14 protein-coding genes and 1 other RNA gene are annotated in these 16,553 nt (G+C 33.3%); 2 read left to right on the top strand and 13 right to left on the bottom strand.

Going from position 1 to position 16,553, the window contains the following annotated elements; translation table 11 throughout:
• Window positions 1-10: 10 nt before the first annotated feature.
• Window positions 11-1,645 carry a Sal family ABC-F type ribosomal protection protein gene (gene sal / locus C7J89_RS07790; RefSeq protein ID WP_103294715.1) on the bottom strand — a complete coding sequence of 545 codons (1,635 nt, stop codon included), beginning with the start codon at window positions 1,643-1,645 and terminating at the stop codon, window positions 11-13.
• 266 nt (window positions 1,646-1,911) lie between these two features.
• Between sal and C7J89_RS07785 the strand changes: the two genes are divergently transcribed.
• Window positions 1,912-2,919: an LLM class flavin-dependent oxidoreductase gene (locus C7J89_RS07785; protein ID WP_103294714.1), complete on the top strand. Its 1,008-nt coding sequence runs from the start codon at window positions 1,912-1,914 to the stop codon at window positions 2,917-2,919.
• 43 nt (window positions 2,920-2,962) lie between these two features.
• Here C7J89_RS07785 and C7J89_RS07780 read toward each other — a convergent pair whose 3' ends face one another.
• The 3 genes from C7J89_RS07780 to cymR all read right to left on the bottom strand — a co-directional run bounded on the left by C7J89_RS07780 (window position 2,963) and on the right by cymR (window position 3,864).
• Entirely contained in the window at window positions 2,963-3,151 is a 189-nt protein-coding gene (locus C7J89_RS07780) for a hypothetical protein (RefSeq protein WP_061854518.1), read from the bottom strand.
• Window positions 3,152-3,183: 32 nt separating this feature from the next.
• Entirely contained in the window at window positions 3,184-3,366 is a 183-nt protein-coding gene (locus tag C7J89_RS07775) for a CsbD family protein (protein ID WP_061854517.1), read from the bottom strand.
• Window positions 3,367-3,444: 78 nt separating this feature from the next.
• Window positions 3,445-3,864 (bottom strand): cysteine metabolism transcriptional regulator CymR, encoded by a 420-nt coding sequence (cymR, locus tag C7J89_RS07770; protein WP_061854516.1) that lies wholly within the window; start codon window positions 3,862-3,864, stop codon window positions 3,445-3,447.
• Between the two features lie 86 nt (window positions 3,865-3,950).
• Here cymR and C7J89_RS07765 point away from each other — a divergent pair, with 86 nt between their 5' ends.
• Window positions 3,951-5,234 carry a replication-associated recombination protein A gene (locus C7J89_RS07765; protein WP_170066445.1) on the top strand — a complete coding sequence of 428 codons (1,284 nt, stop codon included), beginning with the start codon at window positions 3,951-3,953 and terminating at the stop codon, window positions 5,232-5,234.
• A 59-nt stretch (window positions 5,235-5,293) separates the two neighbouring features.
• Here the strand turns inward: C7J89_RS07765 and C7J89_RS07760 are convergent, their stop codons facing one another.
• The 9 genes from C7J89_RS07760 to recJ form a co-directional block, all read right to left on the bottom strand.
• On the bottom strand, window positions 5,294-6,070 hold the full coding sequence (locus C7J89_RS07760) for a tRNA threonylcarbamoyladenosine dehydratase (protein WP_103294713.1): 777 nt from the start codon (window positions 6,068-6,070) through the stop codon (window positions 5,294-5,296).
• Window positions 6,071-6,190: 120 nt separating this feature from the next.
• A non-coding RNA gene (gene ssrS / locus C7J89_RS07755) (6S RNA) lies at window positions 6,191-6,380 on the bottom strand.
• Between the two features lie 61 nt (window positions 6,381-6,441).
• Window positions 6,442-8,208, bottom strand: a complete 1,767-nt coding sequence (gene aspS / locus C7J89_RS07750) for an aspartate--tRNA ligase (RefSeq protein ID WP_103294712.1) — start codon at window positions 8,206-8,208, stop codon at window positions 6,442-6,444.
• A gap of 12 nt (window positions 8,209-8,220) precedes the next feature.
• Window positions 8,221-9,483 (bottom strand): histidine--tRNA ligase, encoded by a 1,263-nt coding sequence (gene hisS / locus C7J89_RS07745; RefSeq protein WP_103294711.1) that lies wholly within the window; start codon window positions 9,481-9,483, stop codon window positions 8,221-8,223.
• A gap of 335 nt (window positions 9,484-9,818) precedes the next feature.
• The gene (locus C7J89_RS07740; protein ID WP_061854511.1) at window positions 9,819-10,694 is read right to left on the bottom strand and encodes an N-acetylmuramoyl-L-alanine amidase; all 876 of its coding nucleotides are present in this window, start codon (window positions 10,692-10,694) and stop codon (window positions 9,819-9,821) included.
• Window positions 10,691-11,143, bottom strand: coding sequence for a D-aminoacyl-tRNA deacylase (gene dtd, locus C7J89_RS07735; RefSeq protein WP_061854510.1), 453 nt, complete (start codon window positions 11,141-11,143; stop codon window positions 10,691-10,693). Before dtd ends, C7J89_RS07740 begins: the two co-directional genes overlap by 4 nt.
• Window positions 11,144-11,157: 14 nt before the next feature.
• Window positions 11,158-13,347 carry a RelA/SpoT family protein gene (locus tag C7J89_RS07730; protein ID WP_103294710.1) on the bottom strand — a complete coding sequence of 730 codons (2,190 nt, stop codon included), beginning with the start codon at window positions 13,345-13,347 and terminating at the stop codon, window positions 11,158-11,160.
• 358 nt (window positions 13,348-13,705) lie between these two features.
• The gene (locus C7J89_RS07725) at window positions 13,706-14,224 is read right to left on the bottom strand and encodes an adenine phosphoribosyltransferase (RefSeq protein WP_061854508.1); all 519 of its coding nucleotides are present in this window, start codon (window positions 14,222-14,224) and stop codon (window positions 13,706-13,708) included.
• A 17-nt stretch (window positions 14,225-14,241) separates the two neighbouring features.
• Complete coding sequence (recJ, locus tag C7J89_RS07720) at window positions 14,242-16,518, bottom strand: single-stranded-DNA-specific exonuclease RecJ (protein WP_103294709.1); 2,277 nt, start codon at window positions 16,516-16,518, stop codon at window positions 14,242-14,244.
• Window positions 16,519-16,553 lie beyond the last annotated feature (35 nt).

Genomic DNA, 16,553 nt, shown 5'->3' with positions numbered 1-16,553 from the left:
TCTAATTTTTCTAGTCGTCTGTTTGGTAATGACCAAATTCATCTATATGTTTAAAATCTTCTAATAAAGACAACGTGCTATCCACGTCGTCATCTAATTTAGGTTGTAAGGCTGAATTTATTATTTTGCAATCTTTAATATACCAATGTGTCCCAGCAAACTTACTTTTTAAATATTCATCGTGTGTAATTAATAATACTTGGCCACTAAATTCTTTTAACATCTCCATGATTAACTCTTGCGTGTGAATATCGAAATAATTAGTTGGTTCGTCTAAAATAAGCAGATGTGGTTCTGCAAAAAATAATAATGCAAATTGAAGTCTACTTTTTTCACCCATAGAAAGATTACTGATCTTCTCAAATAAACTATCATGGCCAAAATTAAATGCATTTAAAATTGTTTGGGCACTACTCCGAGTCATATTAGGCAGTTCCAATAACATTTCCATAGGTGTGTTATCAAAGTTTAAATTATTATTTTGTTGCTCAAAGCATGCTACTTCTAATGACGGTGAAATATTGATTGTACCGCTTGTTGGCTGAATAAGCCCCGTAAGTAATTTTACAAACATCGATTTGCCACTACCGTTCGGTCCAGTTAATAAAACATTTTCCCCCTTTTTCATTGTAATATCTACATTATCAAATAATATTTCATGTTCGTTTTGATAACTCATTTGATGTAATTGGAAAAGGCTTCTATTGTTAAACTGTTGCCCGTTATAGAGTTTAATTTGAGCAATATTATCCGAAGTAGGCTTAGTTACATTCTTATTTGCTATAAGCTGCTGCGTTTGTGTTTCTTTAGTTTTAGCACGTTTCATAAGTTTACTTAATTTTTTCTGTCCTACTGGATCTCGCACACTAGTCTGTGCACTAGATGATTCATGCCATTGTTTGACACGTTGAATATTTTTTTCTAACTGTTTAATCTGTTGTTGTTGCTTAATGTAAGCATTGTTCTGAGATTTAATGGCTAAATCTGTAATATTTTTATAATCATCATAATTACCTTCATATTTTGTGGTTTCTTTATTATTAATAGCAATGATATGACTTGCAACATTGTTAATAAAGGTACGATGATGTGAAATCATTATAATGGTTTGAGTAGAATGATTAATAAAACGACATAAATCTTTTACCATATCATTGTCTAAATGGTTTGTTGGTTCGTCGAGTAATAACAATGTTTGTCGCGATAATATAGCTCTAATAATAGCTATCCTCGTTTGTTCGCCACCACTTAAATGTTTAAGTGGTTTAGTTAAAGTATCTTCAGTAATTTTAAATTGCTTCGCTTGAGTCACTATCTTCTGTTCAAAGCCATAGCCATCATATTCAATATATTTGGCTAAAGCATTTAAATCGGCTTCTAAGTTCATTTTCATCTGATACAAATTTGAATCTAATGAAATAATGTAATCTATCGCAGTTAGTTCTCTGTAGTTTGTTAAATCTTGTTCCATATAGTAAGCATTATCACTATAAGTTTCATAGATTTTTGCTAATAATGAGGTCTTTCCTACGCCATTATTACCAATGATAACGACATGTTCCCCATCTTCTATACTTATATTTATATTATCAATTAGTGTTTTGCCATATGGTTCGAACGGTTTTCGTGCATAATAAAAAGACATAACATATTCCTCGCTCTCTTGGAGATATGCATGTCTTTTCAAATAAATATAACAGCCTATTTTTTAATAAACTTGGACAATGACATATCTCACGCGTTTTTTATAAGAATTTGAGTTGAAATTTGCTTATGAGATTTATCCATTGTCTTATTAAGGCCACCTATCGTTAAAATTTACTATATTATACCAGTGAGCAATTTTTTACGCAAGTTCACAGTCGCCTGTTATACTTTCAATTATTAGTTATTACTAAGGAGGATACTGAAATGACAGAAATAAAGTTATCCGCGCTAAATCTTGTTCCTATTAGAGAAGGACAAACAGATAAAGACGCAATTGATGATATGGTCAAATTAGCTCAAAATCTTGAAAAGCTTAATTTCGAAAGATATTGGATAGCTGAACACCATAATGCCCCTAATTTGGTTAGTTCGGCTACAGCATTACTAATTCAACATACATTAGAACATACACATTCTATTAAAGTTGGATCTGGTGGTATCATGTTGCCAAACCATGCACCATTAATCGTCGCAGAGCAGTTTGGTACTATGGCAACCGTATTTCCAAATCGTGTAGATTTAGGACTTGGTAGAGCGCCAGGTACAGACATGATGACTGCTAGCGCTTTACGCCGAGATCAACATAATGGCGTATACGAATTCCCAGACGAAGTTGAACAACTTGCAACTTATTTTGGTCCAGCTAATCAACAAGGATATGTTCGTGCTTATCCAGCCGTAGATAAAAATGTTCCACTTTATGTTTTAGGTTCTTCAACTGATTCAGCTCATTTGGCTGCTCGTAAAGGTTTACCATATGTATTCGCTGGTCATTTTGCCCCTCAACAGATGCAAGATGCCATGGAAATATATAAGTCATTATTCGAACCATCTGATGTTTTAGACAAACCTTATATGATTGTTTGTTTGAATGCGATCGTAGCTGAAACTGATGCAGAAGCCGAATATTTAGCTTCAACACAAGCACAAGTCATGGTCAGTATTACACGTGGTAGAATGCAACCTGTTCAACCACCAACAGATGATTTACAAGGATTATTAACACCTAGAGAATTTGAATTAGCAAAACAACGTATGTCACAATCTCTTATTGGCTCTGAAGCAACAGTAAAAGAAAAACTTCAGAACTTTATTGCGGAAAATGGTGATATAGACGAATTAATGGCTATTAGTTATATCTACGACCAAGAAGCACAATTAGATTCATATAAGAGATTGAATAAATTAGTTTCAGAAATGAATAATAACTAAAAAATGCCTACAGCACTCATTAGCTGTAGGCATTTTTTAGTTATTATTTTTTATCGTGATCTTTGTGATCTTTATGTTCATCTTTGTGATCACTTTCTTTTTTGTCGCCACCGCCAGTGAATTTATCAATTTGTTCACTCGCTTGTTTAGCTTTATCGTTATCAGTATCTTTTAATTTATCTGATACATTTTTTGCTGCTTCTTTTGCTTTATCGAAGAAGTTCTCTGCCATATTAATCGGCTCCTTTGTTGTTTATCTAATAATTATTTTTTAAATTTATCAATTACATCGTTAGCTTTATCTTTTGCATTTTCTACAACTTCTTTAGCTTTGCCTGAACCTTTGTCTTTCTTACCTTCTTTTTCAAGTTTGTCATCATCAGTAACGTTACCTACTGTTTCTTTAACATTACCTTTAGCTTGTTCAAATTTGTTTTCATCAGCCATTATAATAACCTCCTTAGTGTGTACATACTAATTGAATACCACAATAATTAAGTTATAAACATATTAATTCTAATTTTTTTAAATATAGAACATGTACCCGTCTAGATTATCTGTTTCTTTATATTCTGCTAAATATTTAAGTGTAGTATTATCAAGTACATCTCTTACTGCATCACGCATTCTAATCCATAATTGTTTTTGTGCTGGTGGCTCAGACTCGATACTTTCAACGAATGTAATAGGCCCTTCTAAAAGTCGAATAATATCTCCAGCGCTTATTTCTTCTGCTGGCACTCTTAATTGATAACCGCCTTTAGCACCACGCACGCTACGTATTAATCCTGCATTTCTTAGCGGACCTACAAGTTGCTCTAAATACAAATCACTTAAATTATTTTCTTCTGCTATAGATTTTAATGATACGCAACCTTGCCCTTCTTTTTTAGCTAAGGAAATCATTAAAGTTAGTCCGTATCTTCCTTTAGTTGAAATTTTCATTGTATAACCTCACTTAATCGAATACTTATATATTCCCATAGTATCATTTTTTGCGTTAATATAGAATTAGAAAGGTGTGAAACAACGTGACTAATGAACCATTAGCTGCAAGAATGCGTCCAGAAAATATAGACGAAATTATTTCCCAACAACATTTGGTTGGTCCAACAGGTATTATTAGAAGAATGGTAGACACTAAACGTTTATCATCAATGATTTTTTATGGGCCACCTGGCATTGGTAAAACGAGCATTGCTAAAGCAATTGCTGGGAGTACGCAATATAAATTCAGACAGTTAAATGCTGTTTCTAACACTAAAAAAGATATGCAACTTATAGTTGAAGAAGCTAAAATGTCTGGCCAAGTAATTTTGCTATTAGATGAAATCCATAGATTAGATAAAACGAAACAAGATTTTTTATTACCACACCTAGAAAATGGCAAAATCGTATTGATTGGTGCAACTACTTCAAACCCATACCATGCAATCAATCCAGCAATACGTTCAAGAGCTCAAATATTCGAATTATACCCACTAACTGATGAAGATGTGAACTTAGCACTCAAAAGAGCCTTGGAGGACGATGAAAGAGGATTAAAAAGCTATAACGCACAAGTCGATGATGATGCAATGGAATATTTTTCAACACAAAGTCAAGGAGACGTTAGAAGTGCCTTAAACGCTTTGGAATTAGCAGTCTTAAGTTCAGAAGTGAATGAAGATATGCGCCACATTACATTACAGGATGCTAAAGATTGTTTACAACGAGGTGCTTTTCTTAGTGATAAAGATGGAGATATGCATTATGACGTAATGAGTGCATTTCAAAAGTCGATTCGTGGTAGCGACGTGAACGCCGCATTGCACTATCTTGCGCGTTTAATCGAAGCTGGTGATTTACCCACGATTGCACGTCGTTTACTTGTTATAAGTTTTGAAGATGTCGGTTTAGCTTCTCCTAATGCAGGTCAACGGACATTAGCCGCTATTGATGCAGCAGAAAGACTCGGATTCCCTGAGGCACGTATCCCATTAAGTCAGGCTGTAATTGAGTTATGCTTATCACCTAAATCAAATTCGGCGATAACATCTATAGATAAAGCACTTTCAGATATAAGAAAAGGCCATGTCGGACAAATACCTGACCATTTAAAAGATGGACATTATTCAGGAGCAAAAGAATTAGGTCGAGCTATAGGTTATCAATATCCTCATAGTCACGAAAGTGGATTTATTGCACAACAGTATTTACCTGATAAACTTAAAAATAAAATTTATTATGAACCAAAAACAACTTCAAAATCTGAACAACAATTTAAATCGATATATGAAAACATTACTCAAGCGCAACAACAAAATTCAAAATAACACAAAAAAACCGTTACTACCCTTATGAGGAGCAGTAACGGTTTTTAATTTATAAAAAGTTACACTTGGCCTTTGTCTTTTATTCTAGTTACTGGAATATCTTTTACTATATCATTAATAACATAACTTGCGCATATTAAACCCACAACACTTGGCACAAAGGCATTAGAAGATGGTGGAATTTGCGCTTTTCTAGTTGGTGCATTTTCATCACCTACAGTCGCCTTAACATCTTCTCTAATAATTATTGGACTTTCATCTGAAAAAACTACAGGTATACCTTTGCGGATACCTTTTTTCTTTAATTTCTGACGAATAATGCGGGCCATTCTATCAGTGTGCGTTTTAGAAATATCTTCAATTTGAAATCTTGTTGGATCTGTTTTATTTGCTGCACCCATACTTGAAATCACTTTTATACCTCTATTTAAACACTGTTCCATTAAATGTACTTTATACATAATAGTGTCACTCGCATCTATAAAGTAATCTATATCATATTGTTCGAATAGTTCTTCGTAAGTATCTTCTGTATAGAACATATGTAAAGAAGTTACTTTGCAATCAGGATTTATCAACTTAATACGTTCTTCCATCAATGTAACTTTACTTTGTCCTATAGTAGATGTTAAAGCATGTAACTGACGGTTTACGTTTGTAATATCAACATCATCTTTATCAATAAGTATAATATGACCTATGTTAGTTCTTGCCAAAGCTTCAGCAGCAAATGAACCTACACCGCCAACCCCTAGTACAACTACGGTTTGTTCTTTTAATAAATCCAAACCTTCTTGACCATAAGCCAATTCATTTCTTGAAAATTGATGCTTCATAACAATACTCCTCTTTTTCTCTATTTTAATAGTTAAGATTATACATGAAATTCACTCATATTTTTACTCATAATTTTTATTTAAACAAAAAAATACGCAAGACGTAAGTCTTGCGTACCGATAGAGTCCGTATATGCCGTAGTTATAAGTAGCTTGATCATTCGGCCTGCTATATACAGGTGGGTGCCCTGTTTCTTGTTTTGCAAGTCCTCCTAGAGGCGTTTGCGCTACAAGAAAACCCATTGGGCTCCCTGATCAAAGAGTGTTAGGCCCAAATTAAAAAGCAAACATACGAACATTACAGATGACTATCTTATGAATATATCATACCACAATTTTTTGTAATGGCAAGAATTTAAACTCGCATCTAATTAATGTCTAATGCGTAATGACAACTCTTCTAATTGTTTATCAGATACTTCGCTAGGTGCATCAGTTAATAGACATGTAGCTGATGCAGTTTTAGGGAATGCAATTGTATCTCTAAGATTTGTTCTGTTTGTTAATAACATTACTAATCTATCAAGACCTAAAGCGATACCGCCATGTGGTGGCGCACCATATTTGAATGCATCTAATAAGAAACCAAATTGCTCTCTTGTCTGTTCCTCTGTGAAACCTAAAGCTTCGAACATTTTAGCTTGTAAGTCGCCTTCGTGAATTCTTATTGAACCACCGCCAAGCTCATAACCATTTAACACAATGTCATATGCTTTAGCTTGCACGTTTTCAGGTTCTGTAGACAATTTATCTATATGTTCATCTTTTGGTGCAGTGAAAGGATGGTGAGCAGCTACATAACGTTTAGATTCTTCATCATATTCTAATAATGGCCAATCAGTTACCCATAAGAAGTTCAATTTACTTTCGTCAATTAAGCCTAATTCTCGAGCTAATTTCACACGTAATGCACCTAAACTTTGTGATACGACACTTTGTGAATCTGCTACGAATAGGACTAAGTCACCTGCTTCGGCACCTGTTAGGCTTTGTAAAGTAGCAACGTGATCATCTTCAAAGAAACGTCCTATTGGACCACTTACGCCATCTTCTACAACTTTAACCCATGCTAAACCTTTAGCACCATAGATATTTACAAATTCAGTTAATCCATCTATATCTTTTCGTGTGTATTGGTCAGCAGCACCTTTGGCAACGATAGCTTTAACTTGTCCACCTTTTTCAACTGCGCTATTAAACACTTTAAAGTCCATAACTTTACCTAATTCAGATACATCAATTAATTCCATGTCAAAACGTGTATCTGGCTTATCTGAACCATATCTTCTCATCGCTTCGTCATAAGTCATACGTGGGAATTGTTCTTGTAAATCAATGCCTTTAACGTCTTTCACGACTTTTTTCAGCATTTCTTCGCCCATTTCAATAACATCTTCTTGATCAACAAAGCTCATTTCGATATCGATTTGAGTAAATTCTGGTTGTCTGTCAGCACGTAAATCTTCGTCTCTAAAACATTTAACGATTTGGTAGTATTTGTCAAAACCACTTATCATCAATAACTGTTTAAAAATTTGTGGTGATTGTGGTAATGCATAAAATTCACCGTCGTGTACACGAGAAGGCACTAAATAGTCACGTGCACCCTCAGGAGTTGATTTTGTTAATACAGGTGTTTCAATGTCATAAAAACCAGCATCGTCTAAATAATTACGTACTGCCTTTGTTGTTTGATGACGCATCTTGAATGTTTGAGCTAATTCTTGTCTTCTTAAGTCTAAATATCTATATTTTAAACGAATATTTTCGTCTACATTTTGATTTTCTTCATTTAAAGAAAATGGTGGTGTTTCTGCTTTATTAATAACATTAATATCAGAAACTTGCACTTCAACTTGACCAGTAGCAATTTTAGGATTTACAGTTTCTGGTTCTCTTTTTTTCACAAGTCCTGTTACTTCTACAACATATTCTGAACGTACTGATTCAGCTGTTTGTAATGCTTCTTCAGAGAATGAAGGATTAAACACAATTTGTACATAACCTTCACGGTCTCTTAAATCAATAAAAATTAATCCACCTAAGTCTCTACGGTTGTGAACCCAACCCTTTAATGTTACTTCTTGGTCTAATAATGATTCTGTAACTAATCCACAGTAAGTTGTTCGTTTACTCATTTTATATTCTCCTTATTTATTAAAGTATGCTCCTACGCTATCTAATTGTATTGATTCACTTTCACCAGTTGTCATATCTTTTATGGCTACTTGGTTATTTTCTAACTCTTGGTCGCCAATAACGATTGTATAATCTGCATTTAAGCGATCTGCTTGTTTCATTTGGCCTTTAATTTTGCGATCCATGTAATCTTTGTCAGCTTTAACGCCTTGTTTACGTAAATCATTTAATAATTTAACGGCATAATCATCAGCTTCTTTACCCATCGTAACAATAAATAAATCGAAGTCATTATCTACATCTAATTCGATATTTTCTTCTTCTAGGGCTAATAATAAGCGTTCAATACTTAATGCAAACCCAATACCTGTCTGATTTGGCCCATCTAATAATTCTAATAACCCATTATAACGTCCGCCACCACAAAGTGTAGTTATAGCGCCATCATAATTAGGATTATCAATCATTAACTCAAAAGCAGTGTGTGTATAATAATCTAAACCTCTAACTAAATTAGGATCTTCTTCGTAACGAATACCTAGACGATCTAAGTGCTGTTTTACTTCATTGTAATATTTAGTAGATGCTTCATTTAAATATTCAGTAATGCGCGGTGCATTTTTTACTGCTTCTTTATCTTTATCTACTTTACAATCAAGTATTCTCATTGGATTTGTGTGTAATCTTGATTGGCAATCACTACAAAAGTCACCGATTACAGGTTCGAAATGTTTAACTAACGCATCATTGTATTCTTTTCTTGATTCGATATCACCGATGCTGTTAATAACTAATTTTAAATGTTGTAACCCAAATGACTCATAGATGTGTACTGCCATAGCTAAAATTTCCGCATCTATACTTGGATTTTCAGCACCAATTGCTTCAACACCAAATTGAGTAAATTGGCGATAACGTCCTTTTTGTTTACGTTCATAACGGAACATAGGTCCTAAGTAATAAAGTTTAATTGGTTGATTAGCATAGCCTTGCATTTTATTTTCTATATAAGATCTAACAACAGCAGCTGTGCCTTCAGGTCGTAACGTAATGCTACGATCACCTTTATCTTTAAATGTATACATTTCTTTTTGTACGACGTCAGTAGAATCACCTACACCACGTGCGAATAATTCCGTGCTTTCAAATATAGGCGTGCGTAATTCTTCATAATTATATAAAGTCATTAATTCTTCTAAACGACGTTCGATATAACGCCATTTTTTAGATTCAGTTGGTAGTATATCTTGAGTTCCTCTTGGAATATTTATCATACTCATCTCTCCTTGTCTGAAATAAAAAAAGACCCTTGCATGATGATTAATCATACAAGGGACGAAATGCCGTGTTGCCACCCTAATTGGCCAAATTGTTATCTAAAATGACCCACTTTAACACGAATAACGCTCGTAAAACGGCTCCTTTTGTTGAGAGCACCTGTTCTTGTGTTCATTCATTTTAAATAACTAAGTATAATTTTTCAGCCTAGAATTATATCTCTTCACACAATATGTGCTACCTTGTTATTTAAAATATTCAAGAATCGTAACGGTTAATTTATAAAATTCACTAATAATCATAACCAGTTTATAATTATTTTGCAACCTTTTTATTTTGAGAAGTATGAACGTAAACCATCTATAATTGCATGTTCTACAATATGTCGATGTAATTTATCAGTCAACATTGCTTCATCTGTTGGGTTACTTATATAGCCTAACTCTAACAATACGGCTGGTACATTAGTTTGTCTCAATACTTGATAATTTTCTTGCCTTGCGCCTCTATTTGACAACAATGCTTTCTTTTGAATGCTATTATTTAATGTTTCTGCTAAAGGTTTTTGGCTATCTTTAAACCAATAGACAGTGCCACCATTAGCTTTTGAAGATTTTAATGAATCATTATGTATACTAATATAAGCATCACCTTTTAAATTACGATCATCTAACGATACATATTTATCACTAGTTCTCGTCATTTTGACCTTAGCACCCTCTTTTTCTAATAATACTTTGAGTTCTTTTGCGGTCTTTAAAGTGTATACTTTTTCTAAACTTTTTTTATTTGTTCTACTTGAAGCTCCCTGATCACTACCACCGTGACCAGGGTCAAGTACAATTGTTTTATCTTTTAAAGGTTTAGCGTCTGCTGTTTTATCTGGCTTTATGTCTAAATTCGTGTGCCAACCAGCGACCCAACCTTTTTCTTTGCCGTTTCTGGATTCGACTTCAATCCATTTACCGACTTTTTTAACTTTATGGAAATTTTGTCCTTTATAAAGAGCTTTTATTTGTGGGTAAGTAGCATTGGGACCTGTAAGTAATTTTGCATCTTCAGTTATATAAACCGTACTACTATTTTCATCATTGTGATTTAAGAAAGCAATTAACATCACAACAAAGATTATAAAAACGACTGCAACAATAAATGTGGGAATATTTTTTAAATGATGTTTAGTTAACCAAGTATTGAGTTTATTCATATAACTTTGCCATCCTGACTCTCATAAATAATAGTAACAGGTCCATCATTAGAAATATCAACCAACATATCAGTGCCAAATTCACCTGTTAATACTTCTACACCATAACTGCGCAACACATCATTGAATTTGTCGAAATATTGTTCAGCTTGTTCTGGTGGCATAGATTTAGTAAATCCAGGTCTATTACCTTTACGCACATCAGCATATAACGTAAATTGCGAAATCGATAATATTTGTCCACCTATATCTAATAAACTTAAATTCATTTTTCCTTCATCATCACTAAAAAGACGTGCATTCACAATCTTTTTAGCTAATACGTCGATATCTGCTTCAGTTGAATCTCGACCTAATCCAACGAGCAAACAGTAACCTTGACCAATTGAGTGCTTAATTGAATCATTGGTTACCGTTGCTTCTTTTACTCTTTGTAAAACTATCTTCATATTTAGTGGCACCTCTAATTCCAAACTCTAGTTACGGTATAAACGTCACCCAGTTGTTTGATTCTATCTACAACTTTGTATACTTCGTTGACATTTTTAACCATAACACTAATATTAATCACAGCATTTTTATCAATGTCAGAACGTCCTGAAACTTTGACTAAATTACTACTCGTAGAATTAACTGCTTGTAATACTTCGTTGAGTAATCCATTTCTATCATAAGCGTTTACTTCTAAATCTACTTGATATTTTTGAGTAGCATCTTTTGATTTTACCCAATCAACATCAATTAGTCTATCAGTTTCATTTTTAATATTTGGACAATCTGTTCTATGTACTTTTATACCATGACCTTTAGTAATATATCCAACAATATCATCGCCTGGGATTGGATTACAACATTTTGATAATTTAATTAATACATTTTCAATGCCTTCAACGTATATACCACTATCAGTAATTATATCTTCTTTAATCGGCACTGATTTTGTAACTTCTTGTGCCTGATTAAGCGCCTTTTGTTTATTTAACACGCGTTGCTTTTCAGTTAATTTATTAACGATCTGCAGTGCTGTGACGCCGCCAAATCCGACAGCTGCAAACAAATCATCATCATTTGAAAAATTATATTTATCATTTACTATAGCTATATTGTCGTCGGTAAGCACATCATCCACTCTATAGCCTTGGTCTTTAATTTCCGCTTCAATCATAAACTTACCTTTTTCAATGTTTGACGAGCGATCTTGCTTTTTAAAGAAACTACGTATTTTACTTTTCGCGCTAGAAGATTTCACAATTTTTAACCAGTCACGACTTGGACCGTATGAATGTTTACTTGTACGAACTTCTACGATATCACCTGTTTGTAAGACGTAATCGATTGGTTCTATTTTACCGTTAACTTTTGCCCCAATCATTTTATTTCCAACTTCACTATGAATAGCATAAGCAAAGTCTATCGGATTGGCACCATAAGGTAACTCGATAACATCACTTTCAGGAGTAAACGCATAAACTTTATCACTTTGTAGGTCGAATTTTAATGATTCCATAAACTCTTCGGCATCAGAAGTTGTATTATCAGTTTCAGCTAGCTCTTTTAACCAGTTGAGTTTATTATAATAATCGTCGGTTTTATTTTTAACTTGCTTACCTTCTTTATAAGCCCAATGTGCAGCAACCCCGTGTTCTGCAATTTCATGCATTTCATACGTTCTAATTTGTATTTCTAACGGGTCTCCATTGGGTCCTACTACGGTAGTGTGTAAAGATTGATACATGTTTTGTTTAGGCATAGCAATATAATCTTTAAATCTACCAGGCATTGGTTTCCACAGTGTATGTACTAATCCTAATATTGCATAACAATCATTAATAGAGTTAACTATGACGCGGACTGCAAGTAAATCAAAGATTTGATCAAATTGTTTCTTTTGTTTTACCATTTTGCGATAAATACTATAAATATGTTTAGGTCGTCCGTTAATTTCTCCGACGATATTCATATTATCCATTTCAGAACTTATTTTATTAATCGCTTTATGGATATAATCTTCTCGATCACTACGCTTTTTCTTCATTAAATTAACAATTCTGAAATATTGAACACTATCTATATATCTAAGCGCCGTATCTTCTAATTCCCATTTAATCGTGTTAATACCTAAACGATGTGCTAAAGGTGCATAGATTTCTAATGTTTCTTTAGAAGTTCTAATTTGCTTATCTCTGCGCATCGCCTTTAACGTACGCATATTATGTAATCTATCCGCAAGTTTAACTAAAATAACGCGAACGTCTTTTGCGATAGCTATAAACAGTTTTCTATGGTTTTCTGCTTGTTGTTCTTCTTTTGAACGATACTTAACTTTTTTTAGTTTGGTTACACCGTCGACAATGATTGCCACTTCTTCATTGAACATCGATTTAACATCATCAAAAGTATAAGGAGTATCTTCAATAACATCATGAAGAAAACCAGCAACAATTGTTGGTCCATCTAAGTGCATTTCAGTTAAAATACCAGCTACTTGAATAGGATGCATAATATATGGCAAGCCATTTTGACGGAATTGACCCTCATGTGCTTCGTAAGCAATATGATAGCTTTTTAATACATATTCATATTGATCTTTTGATAAATATGATTTTGCTTTATATAGTACCTCGTCAGCACTGTATGGATATTCATTATTCACTCAAGACACCCCACACTTAATTTTAATTACCTAAAAATGTTCATGATTTTTGATTATATGTAGACAAACTTTTAATTCAATTTACTTATGTATGTAATTTCAAATAATAGTTATATGATACTACATGTTTGCAAATAAATAAACGCGTTATGACGTTCAAATACAATCTAATTATAATAAATTTAATCTAGCATAATTGAAATGCTTTGAAAACACAATTGTTTTGCTATGATAAATACTGTTATTCCGTATAATTACAATTTTAATTCATCGTTAATAAAAAGAAATAATAACACTACAGGCCTATTGCCTAGTAATATTATTATTTCCATATCAAAAAGCTTATTAAACATTCATTTTATTCATCGTAAGAAATTAAACTCATTACATCATAGTCTTTAATTTTTTCAATACCATTTAGATATTTTAATTCAATAATAAACGCGATACCAACCACGATGCCACCAAGCTTTTCGACTAACTTAATAGCCGCTTCAATCGTACCACCTGTTGCTAACAAGTCGTCTGTAATTAATACACGTTGACCTGGTACTATCGCGTCTTTATGCATAGTTAAAACATTCTTGCCATACTCTAAATCATATTCATATTTGATAACTTCACGAGGTAGCTTACCTTCTTTACGTACTGGCGCAAACCCAATGCCCATAGAATAAGCAACGGGACAACCTATAATAAATCCTCTCGCTTCAGGTCCTACTACTACATCAACATCTTTTTCTTTTGCATATTCAACAATTTGGTCTGTAGCGTAACCGTAAGCTTCACCATTGTCCATGATTGTTGTTATATCTTTAAAGTTGACCCCTTCTTTCGGCCAATCTTGAACTTCTGAGACATATTTCTTTAAATCCATTGTAAAATCCTCCTAATTTAACCAGTCAATTCGGTTGTTAACCATTGCTTTAATTGTTTTATATCTTGATATAATAAAACTTTTTCAACTTCTATTCTATTTAGTCGTGCTTGATAAAACTTACTAGCGTCGATAGGTTGTTTTTGCGTTTGATTATTAACTGTTATTATACCATTGTCATCATTTATAAAGTTTAAATCTAGAAATACCTTTAAAATAAATTTCAACATGTTAGGTTTTACATTTAAGAACTCACATAAATGCATACCATCTTGTGCTAAATTTGTTTCGCCTTTTGTAGCAAGTGCCTTAAAACATTGCTTAAAACTTTCCATTTTAGGCATGCCTTCAAAATATATAGATTGTTGATGATTCAACATTAAATATATTTGTGAAGCTTTAATACTTTTCAAACTATGCTTAATATCATCAATTGTTGACGGTAAATCTCTAAAGACATATTTTTCATAATTATGTTGTATCGCTTCCCCATAAAAGTAATAATTATCTCCTAATTTTTCGTTATGCGGGTGGATAAGAAAAGCAGTAGCATTATCATTATCATTAATCTCAGCTAGCTTATTTTTACTACGATAATCTAGTATTTGTAATTTATTACTTGCTAAATCTTGGATCATAAATTGTGGCGATTTATGGCCATTCCACTCATTAATTTGTAATGTACCAATAATATTAATGGGTTGTTCAGTATTTAATTGATTACTTAAATGGCCATTTTGCCAATACAATGCTTGTAAATTACTATCTCCTAACGATAATTTCAAATGTTTCTTGTCCTGACCAATACCTTTAGATTGACGCACCATAACATCTGACAATTCGAAACATGGGCTCTCAAAATCAGTACCAAAAGGTCTTAGTTTATGAATATCTTGAATGTTTTCAACACTAATATCTGCTTCATTAACTTTTACATCAACCTTTTTTGAAGGTTCTAATGAAGTTGTACTTGCTAATTCTTCCATCCATAAATTTAAGCCTTGTGCTAAATTTTGAATGTTTTCTATAGGCATCGTGACACCAGCAGCCATATGGTGGCCACCAAATTTGGAAATTAAATCAGAATGGGCAGTTAAAATTTCAAACATTGAAACTTGTTCGATACTACGAGCTGAACCTTTTGCATGATTTTGTGCTTCATCAATATTTAATATAAGTGTTGGTAAGCTGTATGTTTCAACAATTTTGGACGCAACAATACCCAATACACCTTCGTGCCAATCCTCTTTAGCTAATAGAAGAAATTTAGCTTGTTGCTGTACTTGTTCTTCTGCCATTGCTAAGGCTTCTTCAGTAATACTAGCCACAATATCTTTACGTTCTTGATTAAAAAACTCAACTTGTTCCGCTAAAAATGTGGCTTCTTCTTGTTCGTCAGTCATTAATAATTCGGCAGCTAAACCTGCATCTTCTAGTCTACCTACTGCATTCAACCTAGGTCCGATAATAAACCCAATTGTTTCTTCATTAATGTCATCAGTATAACCTGCTTGGTTTAATAATGCCTTTATCGATACTGGGCATTGCTCATTTAACACACCAAGTCCTTGTTTGACGAGAGATCGGTTTTCGTCAGTTAGAGAAACTAAATCTGCAATTGTACCGATTGCGACTAATCCTAAAAATTGCTGTGGTGGTTGAGATAATAAAGCTTGAGCTAATTTATAAGCTACGCCTGCTCCACATAAATATTGAAATGGATAATCAAACTCTGGATGCATTGGGTGTACAATGGCATATGCGTCTGGCATTGTTCTGCCAATTTCATGATGGTCCGTAATTATTACATCGACACCTAAGGACTGAACACTCTCTACTTCTTTGTGTCCTTGTATACCATTATCTACCGTAATAATAAGTGAAATACCTTCATCGTAAGCGTTCTTAAAGGCCATTTCATTTGGACCATATCCTTCTGAAAATCGGTTTGGTATGTACCAACCTACGTGCGCCCCTAATTCTCTTAAAGTAGATACCAGAATAGTCGTTGATGTAACTCCATCTGCATCATAGTCTCCATATACAAGAATCTTTTCGTTTTTATCGATTGCTAAATTAATTCGGTCAACTGCTTTTTTCATATCGCTTAGTAACCAAGGATCATGATTAATAACCTTATTATTAAATAGCGCTTCGACTTCATCATAGTCGACGATATTTTTACTCTCTAAAATTTGTTTAACAATAGGAGTTAATTTTAATTTCTTGGCAGTGTCTGCTGAAATTTCATTTTCGGGTGTATTAAAATCCCAATTATACTTTGGTTTAATCATACGAGTCTCCCTCATTTCCACCAGTCATTATACAA

Origin of the sequence: Staphylococcus kloosii (assembly GCF_003019255.1) — a bacterium.
Lineage (GTDB): Bacteria > Bacillota > Bacilli > Staphylococcales > Staphylococcaceae > Staphylococcus > Staphylococcus kloosii.
Note: the sequence above shows the minus strand (reverse complement) of the source record. Positions and strands in the feature narration are given on the sequence as shown.